At 62.8% G+C, this 18,049-nt stretch carries 20 protein-coding genes and 1 pseudogene; 7 read left to right on the top strand and 14 right to left on the bottom strand.

The features are described 5' to 3' along the window. Nucleotides 1-127: 127 nt before the first annotated feature. From AC5ZGW_RS22160 to AC5ZGW_RS22150, 3 genes are all read right to left on the bottom strand, one after another. The gene (locus AC5ZGW_RS22160) at nucleotides 128-526 is read right to left on the bottom strand and encodes a hypothetical protein (RefSeq protein ID WP_130226632.1); all 399 of its coding nucleotides are present in this window, start codon (nucleotides 524-526) and stop codon (nucleotides 128-130) included. 227 nt (nucleotides 527-753) lie between these two features. Further along, a complete protein-coding gene (locus AC5ZGW_RS22155) occupies nucleotides 754-1,101 on the bottom strand; it encodes a DUF3307 domain-containing protein (RefSeq protein ID WP_051397039.1) in 348 nt (115 codons plus the stop codon). A 562-nt stretch (nucleotides 1,102-1,663) separates the two neighbouring features. Next, the gene (locus AC5ZGW_RS22150; RefSeq protein ID WP_028166773.1) at nucleotides 1,664-2,401 is read right to left on the bottom strand and encodes a Crp/Fnr family transcriptional regulator; all 738 of its coding nucleotides are present in this window, start codon (nucleotides 2,399-2,401) and stop codon (nucleotides 1,664-1,666) included. Between the two features lie 216 nt (nucleotides 2,402-2,617). On the opposite strand from AC5ZGW_RS22150, the gene AC5ZGW_RS22145 reads away from it, so the two are divergent. Further along, nucleotides 2,618-2,809 carry a hypothetical protein gene (locus tag AC5ZGW_RS22145; protein ID WP_130226634.1) on the top strand — a complete coding sequence of 64 codons (192 nt, stop codon included), beginning with the start codon at nucleotides 2,618-2,620 and terminating at the stop codon, nucleotides 2,807-2,809. 63 nt (nucleotides 2,810-2,872) lie between these two features. Here AC5ZGW_RS22145 and AC5ZGW_RS22140 read toward each other — a convergent pair whose 3' ends face one another. After that, complete coding sequence (locus AC5ZGW_RS22140) at nucleotides 2,873-3,079, bottom strand: hypothetical protein (protein WP_028166775.1); 207 nt, start codon at nucleotides 3,077-3,079, stop codon at nucleotides 2,873-2,875. Between the two features lie 228 nt (nucleotides 3,080-3,307). Between AC5ZGW_RS22140 and AC5ZGW_RS22135 the strand changes: the two genes are divergently transcribed. The 3 genes from AC5ZGW_RS22135 (at nucleotide 3,308) to AC5ZGW_RS22125 (ending at nucleotide 4,053) form a co-directional block, all read left to right on the top strand. After that, nucleotides 3,308-3,517, top strand: coding sequence for a hypothetical protein (locus AC5ZGW_RS22135; protein WP_028166776.1), 210 nt, complete (start codon nucleotides 3,308-3,310; stop codon nucleotides 3,515-3,517). A gap of 16 nt (nucleotides 3,518-3,533) precedes the next feature. Further along, the gene (locus tag AC5ZGW_RS22130; protein WP_028166777.1) at nucleotides 3,534-3,749 is read left to right on the top strand and encodes a hypothetical protein; all 216 of its coding nucleotides are present in this window, start codon (nucleotides 3,534-3,536) and stop codon (nucleotides 3,747-3,749) included. A gap of 64 nt (nucleotides 3,750-3,813) precedes the next feature. Beyond that, on the top strand, nucleotides 3,814-4,053 hold the full coding sequence (locus AC5ZGW_RS22125; RefSeq protein ID WP_130226635.1) for a hypothetical protein: 240 nt from the start codon (nucleotides 3,814-3,816) through the stop codon (nucleotides 4,051-4,053). A 64-nt stretch (nucleotides 4,054-4,117) separates the two neighbouring features. Here the strand turns inward: AC5ZGW_RS22125 and AC5ZGW_RS22120 are convergent, their stop codons facing one another. Then, nucleotides 4,118-5,014, bottom strand: a complete 897-nt coding sequence (locus AC5ZGW_RS22120) for a DUF6537 domain-containing protein (protein WP_130226636.1) — start codon at nucleotides 5,012-5,014, stop codon at nucleotides 4,118-4,120. Then, on the bottom strand, nucleotides 5,011-5,673 hold the full coding sequence (locus tag AC5ZGW_RS22115; protein ID WP_028166780.1) for a Crp/Fnr family transcriptional regulator: 663 nt from the start codon (nucleotides 5,671-5,673) through the stop codon (nucleotides 5,011-5,013). The genes AC5ZGW_RS22120 and AC5ZGW_RS22115 overlap by 4 nt, the downstream gene beginning before the upstream one ends. A 354-nt stretch (nucleotides 5,674-6,027) precedes the next feature. On the opposite strand from AC5ZGW_RS22115, the gene AC5ZGW_RS22110 reads away from it, so the two are divergent. Then, nucleotides 6,028-6,813 carry an enoyl-CoA hydratase/isomerase family protein gene (locus tag AC5ZGW_RS22110; protein WP_130226637.1) on the top strand — a complete coding sequence of 262 codons (786 nt, stop codon included), beginning with the start codon at nucleotides 6,028-6,030 and terminating at the stop codon, nucleotides 6,811-6,813. 222 nt (nucleotides 6,814-7,035) lie between these two features. Further along, a pseudogene (locus tag AC5ZGW_RS22105) lies at nucleotides 7,036-7,441 on the top strand (hypothetical protein). Between the two features lie 38 nt (nucleotides 7,442-7,479). On the opposite strand, the gene AC5ZGW_RS22100 reads toward AC5ZGW_RS22105, so the two are convergent. The 8 genes from AC5ZGW_RS22100 to AC5ZGW_RS22065 form a co-directional block, all read right to left on the bottom strand. Continuing rightward, nucleotides 7,480-8,193: a nitroreductase gene (locus AC5ZGW_RS22100; protein ID WP_051397040.1), complete on the bottom strand. Its 714-nt coding sequence runs from the start codon at nucleotides 8,191-8,193 to the stop codon at nucleotides 7,480-7,482. 2 nt (nucleotides 8,194-8,195) lie between these two features. Then, entirely contained in the window at nucleotides 8,196-9,440 is a 1,245-nt protein-coding gene (locus AC5ZGW_RS22095) for an acyl-CoA dehydrogenase (protein WP_130226638.1), read from the bottom strand. A 139-nt stretch (nucleotides 9,441-9,579) separates the two neighbouring features. Continuing rightward, nucleotides 9,580-10,824: an acyl-CoA dehydrogenase gene (locus AC5ZGW_RS22090; RefSeq protein WP_130226639.1), complete on the bottom strand. Its 1,245-nt coding sequence runs from the start codon at nucleotides 10,822-10,824 to the stop codon at nucleotides 9,580-9,582. A gap of 125 nt (nucleotides 10,825-10,949) precedes the next feature. Continuing rightward, the gene (locus AC5ZGW_RS22085; protein ID WP_130226640.1) at nucleotides 10,950-12,077 is read right to left on the bottom strand and encodes an acyl-CoA dehydrogenase family protein; all 1,128 of its coding nucleotides are present in this window, start codon (nucleotides 12,075-12,077) and stop codon (nucleotides 10,950-10,952) included. A 161-nt stretch (nucleotides 12,078-12,238) separates the two neighbouring features. Beyond that, nucleotides 12,239-14,113 carry an AMP-binding protein gene (locus AC5ZGW_RS22080; RefSeq protein WP_130226641.1) on the bottom strand — a complete coding sequence of 625 codons (1,875 nt, stop codon included), beginning with the start codon at nucleotides 14,111-14,113 and terminating at the stop codon, nucleotides 12,239-12,241. A 44-nt stretch (nucleotides 14,114-14,157) separates the two neighbouring features. Continuing rightward, on the bottom strand, nucleotides 14,158-14,964 hold the full coding sequence (locus AC5ZGW_RS22075) for an enoyl-CoA hydratase/isomerase family protein (protein ID WP_130226642.1): 807 nt from the start codon (nucleotides 14,962-14,964) through the stop codon (nucleotides 14,158-14,160). 181 nt (nucleotides 14,965-15,145) lie between these two features. After that, a complete protein-coding gene (locus AC5ZGW_RS22070; protein ID WP_130225868.1) occupies nucleotides 15,146-15,904 on the bottom strand; it encodes an SDR family NAD(P)-dependent oxidoreductase in 759 nt (252 codons plus the stop codon). Between the two features lie 60 nt (nucleotides 15,905-15,964). Further along, nucleotides 15,965-16,636: a TetR family transcriptional regulator gene (locus tag AC5ZGW_RS22065; RefSeq protein WP_130225867.1), complete on the bottom strand. Its 672-nt coding sequence runs from the start codon at nucleotides 16,634-16,636 to the stop codon at nucleotides 15,965-15,967. Between the two features lie 147 nt (nucleotides 16,637-16,783). Here AC5ZGW_RS22065 and AC5ZGW_RS22060 point away from each other — a divergent pair, with 147 nt between their 5' ends. After that, nucleotides 16,784-17,956 carry an acetyl-CoA C-acetyltransferase gene (locus AC5ZGW_RS22060; RefSeq protein ID WP_130225866.1) on the top strand — a complete coding sequence of 391 codons (1,173 nt, stop codon included), beginning with the start codon at nucleotides 16,784-16,786 and terminating at the stop codon, nucleotides 17,954-17,956. The last annotated feature ends 93 nt before the right edge of the window (nucleotides 17,957-18,049 follow it).

The following is an 18,049-nucleotide window of genomic DNA, read 5'->3' as shown; positions in this document are numbered from 1 at the left end:
CGCGTCCGGACGATGCTGCGCATCGCCGGGAGAACCATGAGGCCCCGATCTCGCCCGCGGCCCATCCCTCGAGACGCCGCTTTGCGGCTCCTCGGGATAAGGGAGAGTTCGTGGTCCCGTATAGGGCCTAGGCAGTCACAGTCTCCGCAACCTCTTCCTCGTCGAGATCGTCGACGATCGGCGCGAAGGTCGCGAGCGGCTTGGTCGACAGCGTGATCGGCTTGCGGCCGCCATGCGAGGGCGCTGCCGAGCGGGCCGGCTGGCGGGACAGTTTATAAAGGTTGTTGCCGACGTGGCCGCCGAAATAAGCGAGCTCGCGTTCGCTGCAGCTTGCGGCGATCGCCACTGCCAGCGAATGCAGATGATGGCGGCGATAGCAGAACAGCGCCAGCATGGCCCGGACATCGGACGAGACGCTTTCGACGAGGGCCTGGAGGCCGGCAGGATTGGCGCGGTACATCTGTCCGAGCAGCTCCTCGCGGACCGGGCAAACGTCGTTCTCGAAGGCGTTGCGGCTTGAAAACATTGCAGTTCTCCCTGGTCCGGAAGATGCCGTGCAATTCTCTAACGAAGGGTTAACCACGGGTGCCAGTAGTCGTCCGGGGTGATTGCGATTTTTGAGCGAATCAGAAACGCGCACGTCATTCCGGAGCGATGCGAAGCATCGAGCCCGGAATCCATTTCTCGGCCTGCGCGTGCGGCGTAATGGATTCTCGCGCGGAGCCCGCCCCGGAATGACGGAGAGAATTGGGCTCAGTTCGCGGCCATAAAGATTGCAAGGCCGAAGCCGGTCAGGTGATGCAGCGCCTGATCGACGCCGATCAGTGACCAGAACCACGGGTGCTCGGTCGTGACGCCGAAGGTCGAGGTGGTGATTCCCTTGGCGCGATCCACCGCAAGGTGGATGAAGAAATCGATGAAGGCGACGAACCAGAATCTCGGCGCGATCACCAGGATCACGAGCAGCGAGGTCGCGAGGTGCACGAGACAATGCGCAAACAAGGGCAGCGCCCAGCCGGTCTTCTGATCCTTGCCGATCGCCATCCAGGAAGTCTGCAGAAAGAAGTCCGCCACGATGTGCTTGGCGGTCAGCAGCAGCATCCATCCTACCAGTGCAGCAACCGGGACCGACGACGACATGGATGGAAACGACAAAGCTGACGCCCTTCGCTGCGACTGATGGAAAATGATGGAGAGAAACCGGACCTGGGCGTCAGCGCAACTTTTTCTTAAACCCGCAATATTCAAAACTTGCGGCCATTTATGGCATCTCCCGCGCCCGAATGCACCTCTCGGTCCTCCGAAATTCATATGGTGTGGCCCTACGGCGATAGTGCTGCGGCATCGTCGCGCAGGCCATAAAGGTTAACAGTCGACGGCGATCCGTAGTCGGGACAAAGCCGGACATCGTTCAGCCGCGCGGCATCGCCCGCCCAATACGATCGCCACCTCCTGAACGCGATGGAGTTACGTTGGAACAAAAAATATAGCAAAATCAAACAGATATATGTTCGCAAACAGAGCAGGTGAAACGGGCATTTCAAGAAGATTGCGAACCGCCCTCGCGTCGCGGCGCGACGATCGGCTGCCGGGCCAGAGCGTCACCGCTCCCGCTCCAGGCGTCCGCAATACCAAGCGTCAAGCGATCACCGACCGGGCGGCATCACTCGGTGGCATCGAGCTGACGGCCTTCGCGCTCCATATGCAGATAGTTGGCGTTGAACAGGCCGGCATTCATCAGGCGCCGAAGATCCGGCACGACAAGCGTCCTGCCTTTCAATACGATCAGATTCGCCGAACGCAATTCCTGCAGGGTGCGGTTGACATGCACCTTGGACAGCCCGCTGGCGTCGGCGAGATCGGCCTGCGTCAGGGGGAAGTCGCAACCGTCGCCGTTGGTGAGACCGGCAAGGCGTAGGCGGAAGAAGAGCTCGCACAAAAGATGCGCCATGCGCTCCAGCGCCGTGCGCTGACCCAGGTTCAACGTCCATTCGCGCTGGATCGCGGCATCAACCAGGCTTTCCCACCAGAGCGCCGTCACGATGCGCGGATATCCGACGCTGATCTCCTCGAAGAAATCGCGCGACAGGTCGGCGATGGTGCAGTCCGTGATCGAGCCGATCGAATGGTCCATCTCGCGCAGGATGAAGACGTTGAGATCGCAGCTATCGCCCGGCAGGAAAAAGGACACCACCTGCCGTCGCCCATCCTCCAACTGCTTGTAGCGGCATGCCCAGCCGGCAACGACCAATTGCACGTCCTTGGGCCTCTCGCCCTCGCGCACGATATCGACCCTGGGACCGAACTTGCGCAGCCGTTCCGATGCCGCGCGGGTGAGGTACGCGCGATCGGCCGACGACAGCCGCACAAACTGCTCAAGCTTACGAACGAGTGGACTCAAAGGAACAGTCTCCCCGCTAATAAGTCGAGTAAAGGATAAGACCGTTTTCAATAACCTATGTTATTCCCCCTCAAGTAGCCAATTATATATTATACTCTATCAGGTTGCAGATAGTGACGCCTGAAAGGCGAGTTTCTTCAACGACCCCAGCACATGTTAATGCGCGAGCGGAACCCTGTCTGTGACAATCGCTGTTGGTGCAGTCGGGGAAATGTGATGCAGGAATACCGGGCCTATCTGTTGGGAAGCGACGGCCACATTCGGAAGCAAATGGAGCTGGAAAGCGAGACCGACGACGAGGCTGTCGCCAGGGCACGCCAGCACTTCAATGGCGGGACGGTCGAGGTCTGGCAGGGGGTGCGCATCGTCGCCAAACTTGACGATGACTCCCGAGATGACTCCCGATAAGTGGACCCCTTCGTGTCAGGCCGTCGCCACGCGCAGCCCCGCAAGAAAGCCACGCGCGTCCTTCTATCCCGTCGGCGCGTCGCCGCTGTCGTCGGGGCCCATGCCCGACCCCGGCGTCTTGTTGTCGTCGGTGAGCTTGGGATCGCGGGTCGCCTCCTTCGAAACCGAATGCTTCGGATCCGTCTTGTGAACGGTCTGAGCGCGACGCTTGTCGGCAGGCTGCTCCTCGCCCTTGTTGTCCCTGACGATACCCTGATCCGAACGCGTCATCGGCTGCTTCCCTGATATCTCGACGGCCCCGACGATCTCTTTCGCCGGGGCCTGTCATCGGAGTGCTCCGCCATCCTCCGGGGACGGATAGCGGAAGCAACAGGCTTACGCCCGACTGCTGCAAACGTTCCAGTCGCCCGAGATTTGCATCTTTGGTTTGATCGGCTTTCATAGGTTAAGGACGCTGTCCAGGCGTCAGACTAGCTTCGCTTCCAGATCGGAGGCGGCATGAAGAAGAAGCGAAACAGATCGCGGCCGACCGAGCCATTCGAGGTCCGTTTAGAGAAATTCGCCCGCGATGCCCGCGCCGCTGCGCGCCGGTTGCCGCTTGGCCGCGAGCGCGATGCGCTAATGAAGAAAGCCCGGCAGACCGAGAATGTCCTCGATGTCAGCGCCATGCTGAGCGTCCGCCATGTCGATGCGACCAATGAGAGGTGAGATCAGGGAGGGGCAAATGATCGAGAGCAAATTTGATTCGAAGACCTTGGCAATCATGAACGCCGCCTTGGATCGGATATGTGAGCAAACGCAGCATGGCGAACGGCACTCGGTTCGCAAGAGAATCGCGAGACGAATCATCAGATCCGCCGAGGGCGGCAAGACCACGCTGACGGAACTGATCGCCGCGGGCAAGCGGTCGCTCAGCAATCTGGCTCCCGCCGCGAAATAACGGCTTTCGCAGGAACACAACCCGCCTGCCGGCTCTTGTTACCCAAACAGGAAAGGCAGCAGCCATGCGAGTGGCGATCATCCTTGCCTTGCTCGCGATTCTGGCGGCCGTTGGCGTCTTCGCCTATGAGGGACTCACAATGCCGGGTGCCGCGATGCCCGGCCAAGGCTATGCAGCCATGGCAATCGGCATCGTGTTCTCTGTTGTCATCGGCGTCGGCCTAATGGCACTCCTGTTCTACTCGAGCCGCCGCGGCTATGACGAACCGCCGAAACTGTCCTCGCGCGAGGACGGCCCGCGATAAAACATGATCCGGAAAAGTGGGCACCGGTTTTCCGAAAGAGATCATGCTCAGATAAATCGAACGATCACCCGGCTGCTGCGCTGGCTTCGGCAGGCAGACGGGCCCGGATCTCCGCGATCTTGCGCTTCAGCGCCGCCTGGCGCGGATCGGGCATCGCTGCCGCGCGTGCCTCCGCAATGGTCTCGGCGAGATCAGGCAAGGCGAGCACGCCATCGAAGGTCGGCTTGGCGAGGTCGTCGATGATCGTGTGCCAGTCGGCGAGCCCGTGGCGGTAGCTCGCGCCATAGCCTTCGATCATCGTCGCCGTCCGGATGACAGCGAGGGCTGCCGCGGGCTGTTTGGCCAGGCTGCGGTTGATCATATGCAGCCAGCGCTCCACCCAGACCCGCTCCTTGGCGTAGCGAATCGAGAACAGGCGCCAGCGCTTCAGGCCGGCCTCAAGCTTCAGGCGGCGGATGCTGAAGCGGTTCTTGGTGGAGAAGCGGACTTTGACCGTCCTTCGTGCCCAGCCCAGCCGCTCCAGGATATCGAGCACCGGCTCGGCGATCGCCGCGGGCAGAGCATCAACCAGTTCGTCGAACCGGAATCTCCTGATATCCACCGATCCGGCCTGCGCACCCTTGTCGCCGAGCTCGAGCAGTTTCAATTGCGCGATCCGGATCGGATCCTCATAGGCCATGCGCTGCATCATCAACTGCGCGATCTCGGCAAGCGTCGCTTCGTCGACGTCGCGCCTGCCGACGAAGCGCCGCAAGCGGTCGACATAGAGCTGCGCATAGCCGGCGCTCTGATAGTCGATCAGCAGGTGGATGGCATCGCTCGCGACGGCTGCGACGCTCTCCGGCAATCCCTCGGGAAGCACTGGCTGCGTGTCGTCATCGTCGCCGAGGAAATCGGCGAACAGATAACGCAACGAGGACAGGATGCCATCGTCCGCCACGGTTGCACTCTCGCTCGTCATGCCGGCTTCGGCTCTACCGCCGCCACCTGCTGGGCCAGCCGCTGCTCCAGCGTATCGATATTCTGGAACAGCCGCGCGCTGGCAAGCCTGAGGAAGTAGAAGCCGAAGGCCGGGTTCTGCACATAGAGCTGCTCGACCTGGTCGTAGCTCACCGAAAGGATGACGCCGCCCTGGACGCATTCCAGCGTCTGCGTGCGGACGTTGGACGGCGACAGCATGCCAAGCTCGCCGACAATGGCGCCGACCGGCAGCTCGATGCCGGACTCGACCAGGCGGAAGCGGCCGCTGACGATGTAGAACATGCTGTCGGCCTTCTCGTCCTTGTAGAACAGGACTTCGCCGGCGCTGCATTTGCGCTCGGTCATGAACGGCTTCAGCCATTCCATCGAGAGATCGCTGTTGACGGACTTCCTGACGTCGCGGACGAGCTGCAGCATCTGGTGCAGGCGATAGGTATTGACCAGCAGCATGACCACCTGGACCAGAATGACCAGATAATTATGGATCGGAATGGCTGTGATGATCAGGACAATGTTTGCGAGAATGCCGAAAACGCGCAAGGGAATCATTGTCCGCATCGTGGTGGTCGCGATCACGAAGATCGACGCGAACAACGTGCCGGCAGTCCCTGCGTGCTGAACAAGATGTGAGGTATCCATAGGAAACCAACCAATTTCTAAGCAGTGAATGTCGCCGCGATTTCTTAAATCCGGGGCCGCCCCGCACGGCAGCCTCTCCCTGATATACGGGAAATGTCGCTCTTTTGTTCGCGAATCTCACGACTTTGTCAGGCAAATCAGGCGCCGGCCAGGGCGGCCTGGCATGCCCAGACGGGTGAGACCGAGGCGGAATGCAGCCATTTGCCAGTGGTCGTTGACGGGCTGGGCAAGGAAAGGCACCTTCCGGCAACCGGTGTGGATTACCACGTCCGCGAAGCAGCCAACAGGCCCGGCCTTGCCGAGACGACCGACGCCAAACCGGCGCGAGCTGGAGAACCAACAATGGAGCAAACCATGTCTGACGCGGCCGAGACCGCAACCCCGCCGCAGCTCGAGATTTCGGGCCCTCGCGCCACCATCCGCCTCAACCGTCCCAAGCACATGAACCGGCTGCAGGCGGAAGATCTGGTCGAGCTGGTGCGACTGTTCGACCGCGTCGAGGCCGATCCCGCCGTCCGCGTGCTGGTGCTGACCGGCACCGGCCGGGCCTTTTCCGCCGGCTACGATCTCAATTCGGTGGCGGCCCGCGCCGGTGCTGGCAGCGACGAGCCGAGCTCCGGTTCCGCGTTCGAGGGCGTGGCCAACCGGCTCGAAGATCTGCGGGTGCCCACGATCTGCCGGCTCAACGGCGGCGTCTATGGCGGCTCGACCGATCTGGCGCTTGCCTGCGACTTCCGCATCGGCGTCGACACCGCGGAGATGTTCATGCCGGCCGCAAAGCTCGGCCTGCACTATTACCCGAGCGGTATCAGGCGTTATGTGTCGCGGCTCGGCGTCAACAATGCCAAGATGCTGTTTCTGACCGGGCAGAAGATCAGCGCGGTGGAGATGCTGCGGATCGGCTATCTCACCGCCATGGTGCCCGAGGGCGAACTGGACCAGGAGGTCGACCGGCTCGCGAGCCTGCTCGCCGCCAACGCGCCTCGCGCGATGGCCGGCATGAAGCGCGCTATCAATGAATTCGCTCACGGCGAGTTCGACAAGGAAGCCGCCGACACCCGTCATCGCGAGAGCCTGCGCGGGACCGAGATCAAGGAAGGCATCAAGGCGCGCGCGGAGAAACGGCCGGCGAAGTTCTGACCGTGGGCGCGCTGCTGCCGGCAAACGTCAATGGCACGGATTGCGCAACCAGCCGGTCGAGGTCGGCGACTGGGGCGGCCGCACTTGGGTCCGCTGCACTTGGATCCGCTGCGCAGCTCTTCACCGGATTCGCCCGGAGAAGGAGGTTAACCAAGTTTTAGCGCTAGCCATGTCGATGATCCGGCTGGGGCATCTGTGAACACCGAGGGAGAAGGTTCCTCCATGCTCAGAAACGGTACCTATGCAGCGTGGTTCAAGACCTCGCTGGGCCAAAGGCACCGGCATCGCCCATGTCGAAGACGGCAGGATATGGGGTCATGACAGCATCACGACCTATAGCGGCTCCTGCGAAATCGACGGGGACCGCTTCACCGCCATCCTATCGATCAGAAGGCACACCGAAGCACATGCAACCGTCTTCGGCGCCGATGACCTTACGCTTCGGCTTGAAGGAACGTGCGCCGACAAATTGGGTCGTTACACAGCGACCGCGGAGCAGGTGCCGGGAGTGATCCTTGAAGGGACCCTGATTCTCAGCGAACCACAGCTGCCTGCACCGGAGCCGATCGGGCCGACACCAAAATTCGACCCTGACAAGCTACCGAAACCGCCGACGCGCACCCGCTGATCGGTCGCGGGTTAAACGAGCCACGTCGAGATCACGGACTACTCATCCAGGAACGTCACGGCATCTGCGACGGTCGCCCTTGAGGTCCGATAGCTGTTCACCTTGTGGCTGTGATCGGCGTAGCCGAAGGAGATGCCGCAGACGACGCGGCGGTCGTCGGGCAGGTTGAAGTGACGGCGGATCAGGCCGGAATGGCGGGCGAGCGCCGCCTGCGGGATGGTGCCGAGCCCCAGCGCCTGGGCCGCCAGCATGAAATTAGAGACATAGGCGCCGCAATCGATTGCGCCGTAAATGCCGAGCGGCTCGTTGGTGTGGATAACAGCGACATGCGGCGCCCCGAAGAAATTGTAGTTCTCCAGCGCCTGTTTCGCATACGCCGCCTTATCGCCGCGCGCGATGCCAAGCGTGTTGTAGAGCTGGAAGCCGCTTTCGCGGCGGCGCTCAAGATAGACCCCGACATATTCGCGCGGCGGCGTGAAGTCATGGTCGTCCTTGGCACCGGAAGCCGCCTCGGCATAGATCGATTTGCGGAACCGTTCCTTGGCCTCACCGCTCGCGATCAGGACCTGCCAGGGCTGGCTGTTGCACCAGGACGCGGTACGCTGCGCCACGTTGAGCACATGCTCGATGATCTCCCGCGGCACTTCGCGCGGCAGGAAGGCGCGAACGGAGTAGCGCTCGTTGAGGAGCTCTTCGAGAACGCCGATGCGATCTTCCGTCGTGTAACGCGGGCTTGGCGTTTTCGCATCCATGGTCAGCGTCCTTTGGTTGGGATCTTGTTGAACGGCACGTCCTTGTCGACGCGGATATCGCCGGGCAGACCGAGCACGCGTTCGGCGATGATGTTGCGCAAAATTTCATCCGTGCCGCCGGCGATCCGCATCGACGGTGAAGTGAGCAGCATCTGCTGGAACTGGCCGCTTGCCACTTCCTCCGAAGCGCCCGTGAGCGCGCCGGCGGCGCCTTCCAGGTCCATCGCGTAAGTCGCGATGTCCTGCAGCATGGTGCCCGCGACGAGCTTGCCGATCGAGTTCTCCGGTCCCGGCCGCTCGCCCTTGGAGAGCGAAGAGATCGCGCGGTAGCTGGTGTATTTCAGTCCGCTTGCCTTCACGGCCCAGCTCGCGAGCTTCGAGCGCACGGCGGGATCGTCGATCGCAAGCCCGTCCTCCGTCATCAAATTCGAGCAGAACTCGAACATTTCCGGAAAGCCGGTCGCAAGCCGCGCGCCGATCGACATACGCTCGTTCATCAAGGTGGTCAGCGAGACGTTCCAGCCGTCGCCGACCGCGCCAAGCCGCTGGCTGTCCGGGATCACCACGTCGGTGAAATAGACCTCGTTGAACTCCTGCATGCTATTGGCCTGCTTGATCGGGCGGACTTCGACGCCTTTGCTCTTCATGTCCAGGAAGAACATGGTGAGGCCCTTGTGCTTTGGCACGTTGGGATCGGTGCGCGTGATCAAAAGCCCGTAATCGGAATAGTGCGCGCCGGAGGTCCAGATCTTCTGGCCGTTGATGATCCAGTTGTCGCCCTGCTTTTCCGCGCGCGTGCGCAGCCCTGCGACGTCAGAGCCGCCGGCCGGCTCGGAGAAGAGCTGGCACCAGATCTCTTCGCCCGAAGCGAGCTTCGGCAGATAGCGCCGCTTATGCTCCTCGCTGCCATAGGCCATCACGGTTGGGCCGCACATGCCCTCGCCGATCTGGAACGGCTGGGTCAATTTGCCGTAGATGCCCTCTTCCTGCTGCCAGATCACCTTCTCGATCGGCGAAGCACCGCGGCCGCCATATTCCTTCGGCCAGTGCAGACAGGCCCAGCCGGCCTCTGCCTTCTTCTTCTGCCAGGCCTTGCCGACGTCGACGATCTCGGCCTTCTCCAGCCGGATACGGCCGAGCGACGACCTTGACAGCTCCGCCTCATACTCCTTGGGCGCGTTGGCCTCGACCCATTTGCGCGCCTCGGCGCGGAAGGCGGCTTCCTCCGGGGTATCGTCGAAGTTCATGGCGGACCTCTCAATCTCTATTCTTGTTCTCTATCAACCCTCATGGTGAGGAGGCGCGCAGCGCCGTCTCGAACCATGAGGCCCCAGGCGGGCCTGCAACCTTCGAGACCCCGCTCCGCGGGCTCCTCAGGATGAGGGTCTAGGACCTTCCCTTCGTCGGTATCTGGTTGAACGGCACGTCCTTGTCGACCCTGATATCACCTGGCAATCCCAGTACCCGTTCGGCGATGATGTTGCGCATGATCTCGTCGGTGCCGCCCTCGACGCGGGTGCCGGGCGCGCGCAGCAGCATCGCCTGGAACTTGCCGGCGAGTTCCGCATCCGTCCCGCTCAGCACGCCGGCGGCGCCCTGCAGGTCGAGCGCGTACATCGCGACTTCCTGGATCATCGATCCCGCCACCAATTTACCGATGGAATTCTCCGGGCCCGGCCGCTCGCCCTTCGACAGGGCCGAGATCGCGCGCATGCTGGTGTATTTCAACCCGCTCGCCTTGACCGCATAGTTTGCAAGCCTTGAACGAACACTGCGATCTTCGATCGCGGGGCCGTCCTCCAGCATCAAACTGTTGCAGAACTCGAACAGTTCCGGGAAACCGGTCGAGACGCCGGCGCCGATCGACATTCGCTCATTCATCAGCGTGGTCAGCGAGACATTCCAGCCGTCATTGACTTCGCCGAGCCGCTGATGATCGGGAATCCTGACATCGGTGAAATAGACCTCGTTGAAGTCGGACTGCCCGCTCGCCTGCTTGATCGGCCTGACTTCGACGCCTGGGCTCTTCATGTCCAGGAAGAACATCGTCAGGCCCTTGTGCTTGGGCACGGTCGGATCGGTGCGGGTCAGCAGGATGCCGTAGTCGGAATAATGCGCGCCCGAGGTCCAGATCTTCTGGCCGTTGATGATCCACTCGTCGCCCTTCTTCTCCGCACGGGTACGAAGCCCCGCGACGTCGGACCCGCCTGCGGGCTCGGAGAAGAGCTGGCACCAGATCTTTTCGCCCGAGGCCAGCGGCGGCAGATAGTGGCGCTTATGCTCCTCGCGGGCGAACGCCATCATGGTCGGGCCGCACATGCCGTGGCCGATGATGAACATCGCGCTGAGCCTGCCGAACGGACCCTCCTCCTGCTGCCAGATCACGCGCTCGATCGGCGAGGCGCCACGGCCGCCATATTCCTTCGGCCAGTGCAGACAGGCCCAGCCGGCATCCGCCTTCTTCTTCTGCCAGGCCTTTGCGACCTCGAGGATGTTGGCATTCTTGAGCTGGACGCGGCCGAGCGAGGATGTGCGCAGCTCTTCCTCATATTGCTTCGGCGCGTTCACCGCGATCCAGGCTCTCGCCTCGGCGCGGAACGCGGCTTCCTGCGGGGTGTCGTCGAAATTCATGTTCTAAAATCCTCGGCCGTGTTTCGTGGCGTCGTAGGATGGGTAGAGCGCAGCGAAACCCATCATTTGCCGCCACTGGTTTGATGGGTTTCGCTTCGCTCTACCCATCCTACGGTCATTACGACTTACGCCGCGTTCTTCTTGCGCATGCGGTCGATCAGGGCGTCCTCCCAATAAGAGAGGCTGCCGAGGCCGAGCGCGGTGGCATTGGCGCGGCGGTAGTACATGTGGCAGTCGAACTCCCAGGTGAAACCCATGCCGCCATGGACCTGGATGTTGTTCTTGGCGCAGTGCTGGAACGCCTGCGTCGCGCTGATCCGCGCCGCGGCGGCCGCTTCCGGCAACTCCGCGGCGTTAGTCGAGAGCGCCCAGGCGCCGTAGTAGCAATTGGAACGCGCCAGCGTCGCCGAGACATACATGTCGGCGAGGATGTGCTTCACCGCCTGGAACGAGCCGATCGGGCGGCCGAAGGCGATGCGATCGAGCGCGTAGTCGCGGCCCATCTCCAGCGCGCGGTCGGCGCCGCCGACCTGCTCGAAGGCCAGCAGCACCGCGGCGCGGTCGAGCACTTGCGTGATGATGCCCCAGCCTTCGCCGGTGGCGCCGAGCGGCTCGGCCTTGGCGTTGGTGAAAGTGAGCTCCGCCTGGCCGCGGGTCGGATCGAGATTGGTCAATTCCTTGACCTCGACGCCGCTCCCCTTGAGATCGACGAGGAACAGCGAGATATCGGCATCACGTCCGGTCGAGCCGGTGCGCGCGGCCACCACGGCGAAATCGGCGATGGCGCCGTCCGGCACCGGCTTCTTGGTGCCGTTGAGCGCTGCGCCCGCCGCAGTGAGCTTGATCGCCTTCGGCGACGGATTGCCCTTGCCCTCGAACAGCGCCAGCGTGCCGATGGCTTCGCCTGCGGCGATCTTCGGCAGCCATTTCTGCTTCTGCGCATCGCTGCCGGCGAGCATCAAGGCTTCGGCCGCCAGATACACGGTCGAAGAGAACGGCACCGGCGCCAGCGCCCGGCCCATCTCCTCCGCGATCACACAGAGCTCAAGATGGCCCGCGCCCGCACCGCCGAACTGTTCGGGGATCGCGACGCCGAGAAAGCCCATCTCGGCGAGGCCCTTCCAGAGTTCCTTGTCGTAGGCGGCCTTGCCATCGAGCACCGCGCGCACCGCTTTCGGCGGACATTGCTCGCTAAGGAATTTCCGCGCCTCGTCGCGCATCTGCTTCTGTTCGTCGGAGAAATCGAAATTCATGGCGTTTCACTCGGGTTGATGATGCGTAACAAGGAACTGTCATTCCGGGGCGCGCGAAGCGCGAACCCGGAATCCATCGGGCCACGCGCGCAAGCGGAGAAATGGATTCCGGGTTCGCCGCTGCGCGGCGCCCCGGAATGACGAGTGGCGAGAGTTGATTTTCATTGCAGCACGATCACATCTGCGTCGGGTGTGTCGGCATAGAGCTTTTCCACCAGCGCCGCGCGGCGCTCGAGGCCGGCGCGCTGGTTGATGTAGCCCTTGTCGGTGAGTTCGTTGCCGTCGATCGAGGGCGGCTCGACCATCAGCATCGCGCGCGAGATACGCCGGCTGCTGGCGCCGGCGACGGACGCGTTGTGCGCCTCCAGCCCGCGCCTGAAACAGGCGATCACCTCGGGATGCTTCACAGCGTCTTCGAAGGTAGCGTTGGGATCGCCGATGAGCTGCCGGCAGGCATGAAGATTGGGCCAGGCGAGCAGGCCGATGAAGGCGCGATCCTGCCCGGCCACAAGCGCATCGTGCACGACAGGCGTTGCCGCAGCGATCGCGTCGGTGCGGAGCGAGCCGACATGCACGAAGGTGCCGGTCGTGAGCTTGAAATCCTCGACCACGCGGCCGGCGAAGATGATGCCCTGCACGGGATCCTCGGGGTCGACGAACACGCCGGCATCGCCGATGCAGTAAAAGCCTTCCTCGTCGAACACCGATCTGGTGAGCTCGGGTTGGCCGAAATAGCCGGGCGTGACGTTGACGCCGCGCAGACGCAACTCATATTTCGCGCCGCACGGCACCATCTTCAGTTCGACGCCGGGGAACGGCAGTCCGATCAGGCCGACGCGCTCGGTGTCCCAATAGGTGCCAGTCGAGGTCGGCGCGGTCTCGGTCGAGCCCCATCCGGTATAGAACACGATGCGCTCGCCGGTGGAGCGGACCGCAAGCGCCTGCATCCGATCGTAGAGATCATCCGGCAGCCGCGCGCCGCCATAAGCCATCACGGAAAGATTCCTGAAGAAGCTGCGGCAGAGCACATCGTCCTTTTCCATCGCCGCCGCCAGTGCGGCGTAGCCGGCGGGGACGTTGGCGTAATAGGTCGGCGAGATCTCGCGCAGGTTACGGATGGTCTCGTCGAACTGGCCCGGCATCGGCCGGCCGTCGTCGATATAGAGCGTGCCGCCATCGATCAGCACCGGGTTGAACAGCGCATTACCGCCCATGGTGTGATTCCAGGGCATCCAGTCCAGAAAAGTCGCGAGCGGACCATTGGGATCGCGCGGCCGCACCTGCATCATCATCGCGGCATTGGCGCACATCATCTCCTGGGTGTTGATGACCGCCTTGGGCATGCCGGTCGAGCCTGAGGTGAACAACAGCTTGCCCACGGTCTGCGGCGTGATCTGCGCGATCGAGGCCTCGACATCATCAGTGACGGGCGTTGCCGCCAGTTCGGCGAAGCTGAGGCTCTTGATGCCCTCGCAGGGGCGCGCGACGTGGACGACAGTGACACCATTGAGATCAAGCGCGCGCAGCGCCTTCTCGAAGGTCGGGCCGTCCTGCACCATGATCACGGCCGGCTTGACCAGGTCGAACAGGTATTTGAGCTTGAGATGATCCTGGCTCATCAGCGAATAGGCCGGCGACACTGGCGCCGCCGGCAGCCGCGCCTGCATCGCGGCCTGCGTCATCAGCGCGTGCTCGACCGAATTGCCTGATAGGATCGTGACCGGACGTCCGGGCTCGAGCTTCAGATTGAGCAGCGCTTGCGTGAGCGCATCCACCGTACGCTTGGCTTCGGCATAGGACAGGTTGCGCCATTGCCGCTCCGGGCCGGAGCGCTGGGCAAGCCAGATCCGCTCTGGCGCCTGCTTCGCCCATTTCGCGAGCGAAGCTGGAATATGCTTCTCGTAGGGGCTGAGCGGAATGCGCGACTTCAGGACGATCGCGCCGTCGTCTCGACGCTCGATCGCGATGTCGCGCGGCAGCCATTCGATCTTGCGAAAGCCCGGCTTTTCCAGCACCGCGGCTGCACTCCCACTCATTTTGCGTCTCCCGGAATTTCTTTGTCCTTTGCGGATCTTTGTTGCTATCGCCTGATATACACAGGCTTTCGTTTTTCGAGAAAGGCCCTGATACCTTCCGCAAAATCTTCCGAACGGCTGCACAGGACCTGGTTGCGGTCCTCCATCGCGATGACAGCTTCCAGCGATCCGGCATCGACACTCATGTTGAGGCATTCCTTCGAGAGCCGCAGGCCCACGGGCGACGCCGTCAGCATCGCCTCGACATAAGGCTCGGCGGCCGCATCAAGCCCGCCCTCTTCCACCACCTCCGAGACAAGGCCGACCGCGAGCGCGCGCTCCGCACCAATGAAGCGGCCGGTGAGGATCAGTTCGGACGCAACAGAGACGCCGACGAGACGCGGCAGGAAATAGCTGGTGCCGATATCGCAGCCACCAAGGCCGAGCTTGATGAAAGCGCAATTCATTCGCGCCGATCTGGTCGCGATGCGGATATCGGAAGCGAGCGCCAGTGCGAAGCCGCCGCCGGCGGCCGCGCCCTGGATCAGCGCAATGATCGGCTGCGGACAGCGCCGCATCAGCATCACGATGTCAGCGATGCGCCGCTGCGAGTCCAGCGACTCGGTGACCCCAGGCGGCTCCTGCTGCCCGGCGCGACGCTGCATCGCGTGCTTGAGGTCAAGGCCAGCGCAGAAATTCTCACCCGCGCCTTTCAGCACCACGACACGCGTGTCGCGGTTGCGCTGCAGGCCCTGGAAGTAGACATTCAGCGCATCGATCAGCGAGGGATCGAGCGCGTTCAGGCTCTCGGGGCGATTGAGCGTCACCCGATCGACGCCGTCGTGATGTTCGATCAGAAGCGGTTGCGACACGCTTAACTCCTGCTTCACCCGAACGCGATGCCAGTTACTGCGCCCTCTCCCCTTGTGGGAGAGGGCTACGCCGGCACCAGCCCTGCATTCGATACGGTGAGGGGTTGCCAGCCGGAGAGAACCCCTCATCCGTCGCGGATTTCATCCGCGCCACCTTCTCCCACAAGGGGAGAAGGGAAACCTACCGCGGGGCCATGCGGATGGCGCCGTCGAGGCGGATGGTTTCGCCGTTGAGCATTGCGTTCTCGACGATGTGCACCGCGAGCGCACCATATTCATCGGGCTCGCCGAGGCGGGCCGGATGCGGCACCTGGGCGCCGAGGCTCTTGCGCGCCTCCTCGTTCAGACCCATCAGCAGCGGGGTGAAGAAGATGCCGGGTGCAATCGTGTTGACGCGGATCTTCAGGCTGGCGAGGTCGCGGGCCGCCGGCAAGGTGAGGCCGACGATGCCGCCCTTCGAGGCGGAATAGGCGATCTGGCCGATCTGGCCTTCATAGGCCGCAACCGAAGCGGTGTTGACGACGACGCCGCGCTCTTCGCCGATCGGCTGCGCGGTGGCGAGCCGCTCCGCGAACAGGCGCAGCATGTTGAAGGTGCCGATCAGGTTGACATTGATGATGCGCGTGAACTTCTCCAGCGGATAGACGCCGTCCTTGCCGACGATGCGCTGCGAGCCGCCGATGCCGGCGCAGTTCATCAGCACGCGCGCGATGCCGTGCGCGGCTTCCGCCTTGGCGATCGCGGTCTTCACCTGCTCCTCGCTGGTGACGTCGGCGTGAAGCGCGACGCCCTTCACTTCCGCGGCGACCTTCTCGGCATTTTCCTTGTTCTGGTCGAGCACGCCGATCTTGGCGCCTTTGGCGGCCATGGCGCGCGCGGTGGCGGCACCAAGGCCGGAGCCACCGCCGGTGATGAGAACAGCAACGTCTTTCAACTGCATGGGTACAACCTTTCCTTGGGCGTTTCTTTCTCTAGACTTGGGACTTCCAGAACTCGAAGGTCACTCGGCTGCAGCACCTTGCTTTGAAGGGTTGAGCATGCCGCCGAAGATCAGCGCTTCCATATGCTTGATGTATTCGCGGCAAACGTCGTCGGTGACCGGGCCGACGCCGGTCGCGCGCGACATCGCGTGGCGGCCGAAGAACAGGTGATCGCAGGCGCCGATCAGGCTGGTGTAGAACAGCACCGGATCGACCTCGCGAAATTCCCCGGCTCGCACGCCTTCGTCGAGCAGGCGGCGATGGAAATCCAGCAGCGGCGCGATGAAGAATTTTGACACTTCGTCGGCGGCCTCCGGGCTGCTCTCGTGCAGGAGATAATGGATCAGCCGGTTCATATAGGGGAACTGGTGATAGGCGCGGATGATGCCAGCGATGTGCAGCCGCAGCTTGGCGGTCGGCGCGATCGGCTGCGCGACCAGATATTCGAGCTGCGACATCTCGGTTGCGGCATCGCGCGCGAGCAGCGCCAGCAATAGCCCGTCCTTGTTCCCGAAATGATATTTCACCAGCGCTGCGTTGACGCCGGACTTCTGGGCAATGTCGGACAGCGACACGTCGATCGAAGCGCGCTCGATCATCAATTCGCTCGCGGCGACCAATAGCTTTTCCGCCGTGGCGTTTCTGCCCGCCGGAAGGCGCGTTGGTATACTGGTATTTAGCTGCGCTGCCATCTTCCCTGCCGGAACGTCCGCCTGGCAGATAACCCGATGCCGCGCCTGACCTCAAGAGTTAATTGATTGATTGACTAAATCCGTAGCCGCCCTTTTAATCCCGCCATCTTTGAAACGCCCATCCAGAACACTTAAGGGAGACCAAGCATGGCCGAGGCCTATATTGTCGCCGCTGCTCGCACCGCCGGCGGCCGCAAGGGGGGACGTCTTGCCGGCTGGCATCCGGCCGATCTGGCCGCGACCGTTCTGGACGCGCTGGTCGAGCGTTCCGGTGCCGACCCCGCCGCGATCGAGGACGTGATCATGGGCTGTGTGATGCAGGCCGGCGAGCAATCCAACAATATCGCGCGCAACGCGGTGATGGCCTCGAAGCTGCCGGAAAGCGTGCCCGGCACCTCGATCGACCGGCAATGCGGTTCCTCTCAGCAGGCGCTGCATTTCGCGGCGCAGGCCGTGATGTCCGGCTCGATGGACATCGTGATCGCCGCCGGTGTGGAATCGATGACACGGGTGCCGATGGGCCTTGCCTCGTCGCTACCGCAGAAGAACGGTTTCGGCTACTACAAGAGCCCGAACATCGAGAAGCGCTATCCCAACATCATGTTCAGCCAGTTCACCGGCGCGGAGATGATGGCGGAGAAATACGGCCTGTCCAAAGACGAGCTGGATGAGTATTCCTATAACAGCCACCAGCGCGCGATTGCGGCAACCCAGGCCGGCCACTTCAAGGACGAGATCGTGCCGGTGCAGATCACCCGCGCCGACGGCACCACCGACACCCATCACATCGACGAAGGCATCCGCTTCGATGCCAGCCGCGAGGGCATCAAGGGCGTCAAGCTGATCGCCGAGAACGGCAAGCTGACGGCGGCGAGCTCGAGCCAGATCTGCGACGGCGCCTCCGGCGTGCTCGTCGTCAACGAGAAGGGGCTGAAGCAGCTCGGCGTCAAGCCGCTGGCGCGCATCCACCACATGAGCATGCTGGGCCATGATCCCGTGATCATGCTGGAGGCGCCGCTGCCCGCCACCGAACGCGCGCTGAAGAAGGCCGGCATGACAATCGACGACATCGATCTGTTCGAGGTCAACGAAGCCTTTGCCTCGGTGCCGACAGCGTGGCTGAAAACCACCGGCGCCGATCCCGCGAGGCTCAACGTCAATGGCGGCGCCATCGCGCTCGGCCATCCGCTCGGCGGCTCCGGCACCAAGTTGATGACGACGCTCATCAATGCGCTCAAGCAGCGCAACAAGCGCTACGGCCTGCAGACCATGTGCGAAGGCGGCGGCATGGCGAATGTGACGATCGTGGAGCGGCTGTAAGCCACTTCCGTTTGGTCGCAATAGCAACCACGCAAAAGGTGTCGTCCCGGGCTTGACCCGGGACCCATAACCACAGGGTTTCGTGGTTATGCC

It is taken from the genome of Bradyrhizobium sp. Crot121 (genome assembly GCF_059512385.1).
This window is presented reverse-complemented; position numbering and strand designations above follow the sequence as displayed.

Bases quoted from the DNA above. Each gene is read 5' to 3' on its own strand.
- AC5ZGW_RS22160 (WP_130226632.1), bottom strand. From the start codon at position 526: ATGTTTTCAAGCCGCAACGCCTTCGAGAACGACGTTTGCCCGGTCCGC.
- AC5ZGW_RS22155 (WP_051397039.1), bottom strand. From the start codon at position 1,101: ATGCTGCTGCTGACCGCCAAGCACATCGTGGCGGACTTCTTTCTGCAG.
- AC5ZGW_RS22145 (WP_130226634.1), top strand. From the start codon at position 2,618: ATGCAGGAATACCGGGCCTATCTGTTGGGAAGCGACGGCCACATTCGG.
- AC5ZGW_RS22140 (WP_028166775.1), bottom strand. From the start codon at position 3,079: ATGACGCGTTCGGATCAGGGTATCGTCAGGGACAACAAGGGCGAGGAG.
- AC5ZGW_RS22135 (WP_028166776.1), top strand. From the start codon at position 3,308: ATGAAGAAGAAGCGAAACAGATCGCGGCCGACCGAGCCATTCGAGGTC.
- AC5ZGW_RS22130 (WP_028166777.1), top strand. From the start codon at position 3,534: ATGATCGAGAGCAAATTTGATTCGAAGACCTTGGCAATCATGAACGCC.
- AC5ZGW_RS22125 (WP_130226635.1), top strand. From the start codon at position 3,814: ATGCGAGTGGCGATCATCCTTGCCTTGCTCGCGATTCTGGCGGCCGTT.
- AC5ZGW_RS22120 (WP_130226636.1), bottom strand. From the start codon at position 5,014: ATGACGAGCGAGAGTGCAACCGTGGCGGACGATGGCATCCTGTCCTCG.
- AC5ZGW_RS22115 (WP_028166780.1), bottom strand. From the start codon at position 5,673: ATGGATACCTCACATCTTGTTCAGCACGCAGGGACTGCCGGCACGTTG.
- AC5ZGW_RS22110 (WP_130226637.1), top strand. From the start codon at position 6,028: ATGTCTGACGCGGCCGAGACCGCAACCCCGCCGCAGCTCGAGATTTCG.
- AC5ZGW_RS22100 (WP_051397040.1), bottom strand. From the start codon at position 8,193: ATGGATGCGAAAACGCCAAGCCCGCGTTACACGACGGAAGATCGCATC.
- AC5ZGW_RS22095 (WP_130226638.1), bottom strand. From the start codon at position 9,440: ATGAACTTCGACGATACCCCGGAGGAAGCCGCCTTCCGCGCCGAGGCG.
- AC5ZGW_RS22090 (WP_130226639.1), bottom strand. From the start codon at position 10,824: ATGAATTTCGACGACACCCCGCAGGAAGCCGCGTTCCGCGCCGAGGCG.
- AC5ZGW_RS22085 (WP_130226640.1), bottom strand. From the start codon at position 12,077: ATGAATTTCGATTTCTCCGACGAACAGAAGCAGATGCGCGACGAGGCG.
- AC5ZGW_RS22080 (WP_130226641.1), bottom strand. From the start codon at position 14,113: ATGAGTGGGAGTGCAGCCGCGGTGCTGGAAAAGCCGGGCTTTCGCAAG.
- AC5ZGW_RS22070 (WP_130225868.1), bottom strand. From the start codon at position 15,904: ATGCAGTTGAAAGACGTTGCTGTTCTCATCACCGGCGGTGGCTCCGGC.
- AC5ZGW_RS22065 (WP_130225867.1), bottom strand. From the start codon at position 16,636: ATGGCAGCGCAGCTAAATACCAGTATACCAACGCGCCTTCCGGCGGGC.
- AC5ZGW_RS22060 (WP_130225866.1), top strand. From the start codon at position 16,784: ATGGCCGAGGCCTATATTGTCGCCGCTGCTCGCACCGCCGGCGGCCGC.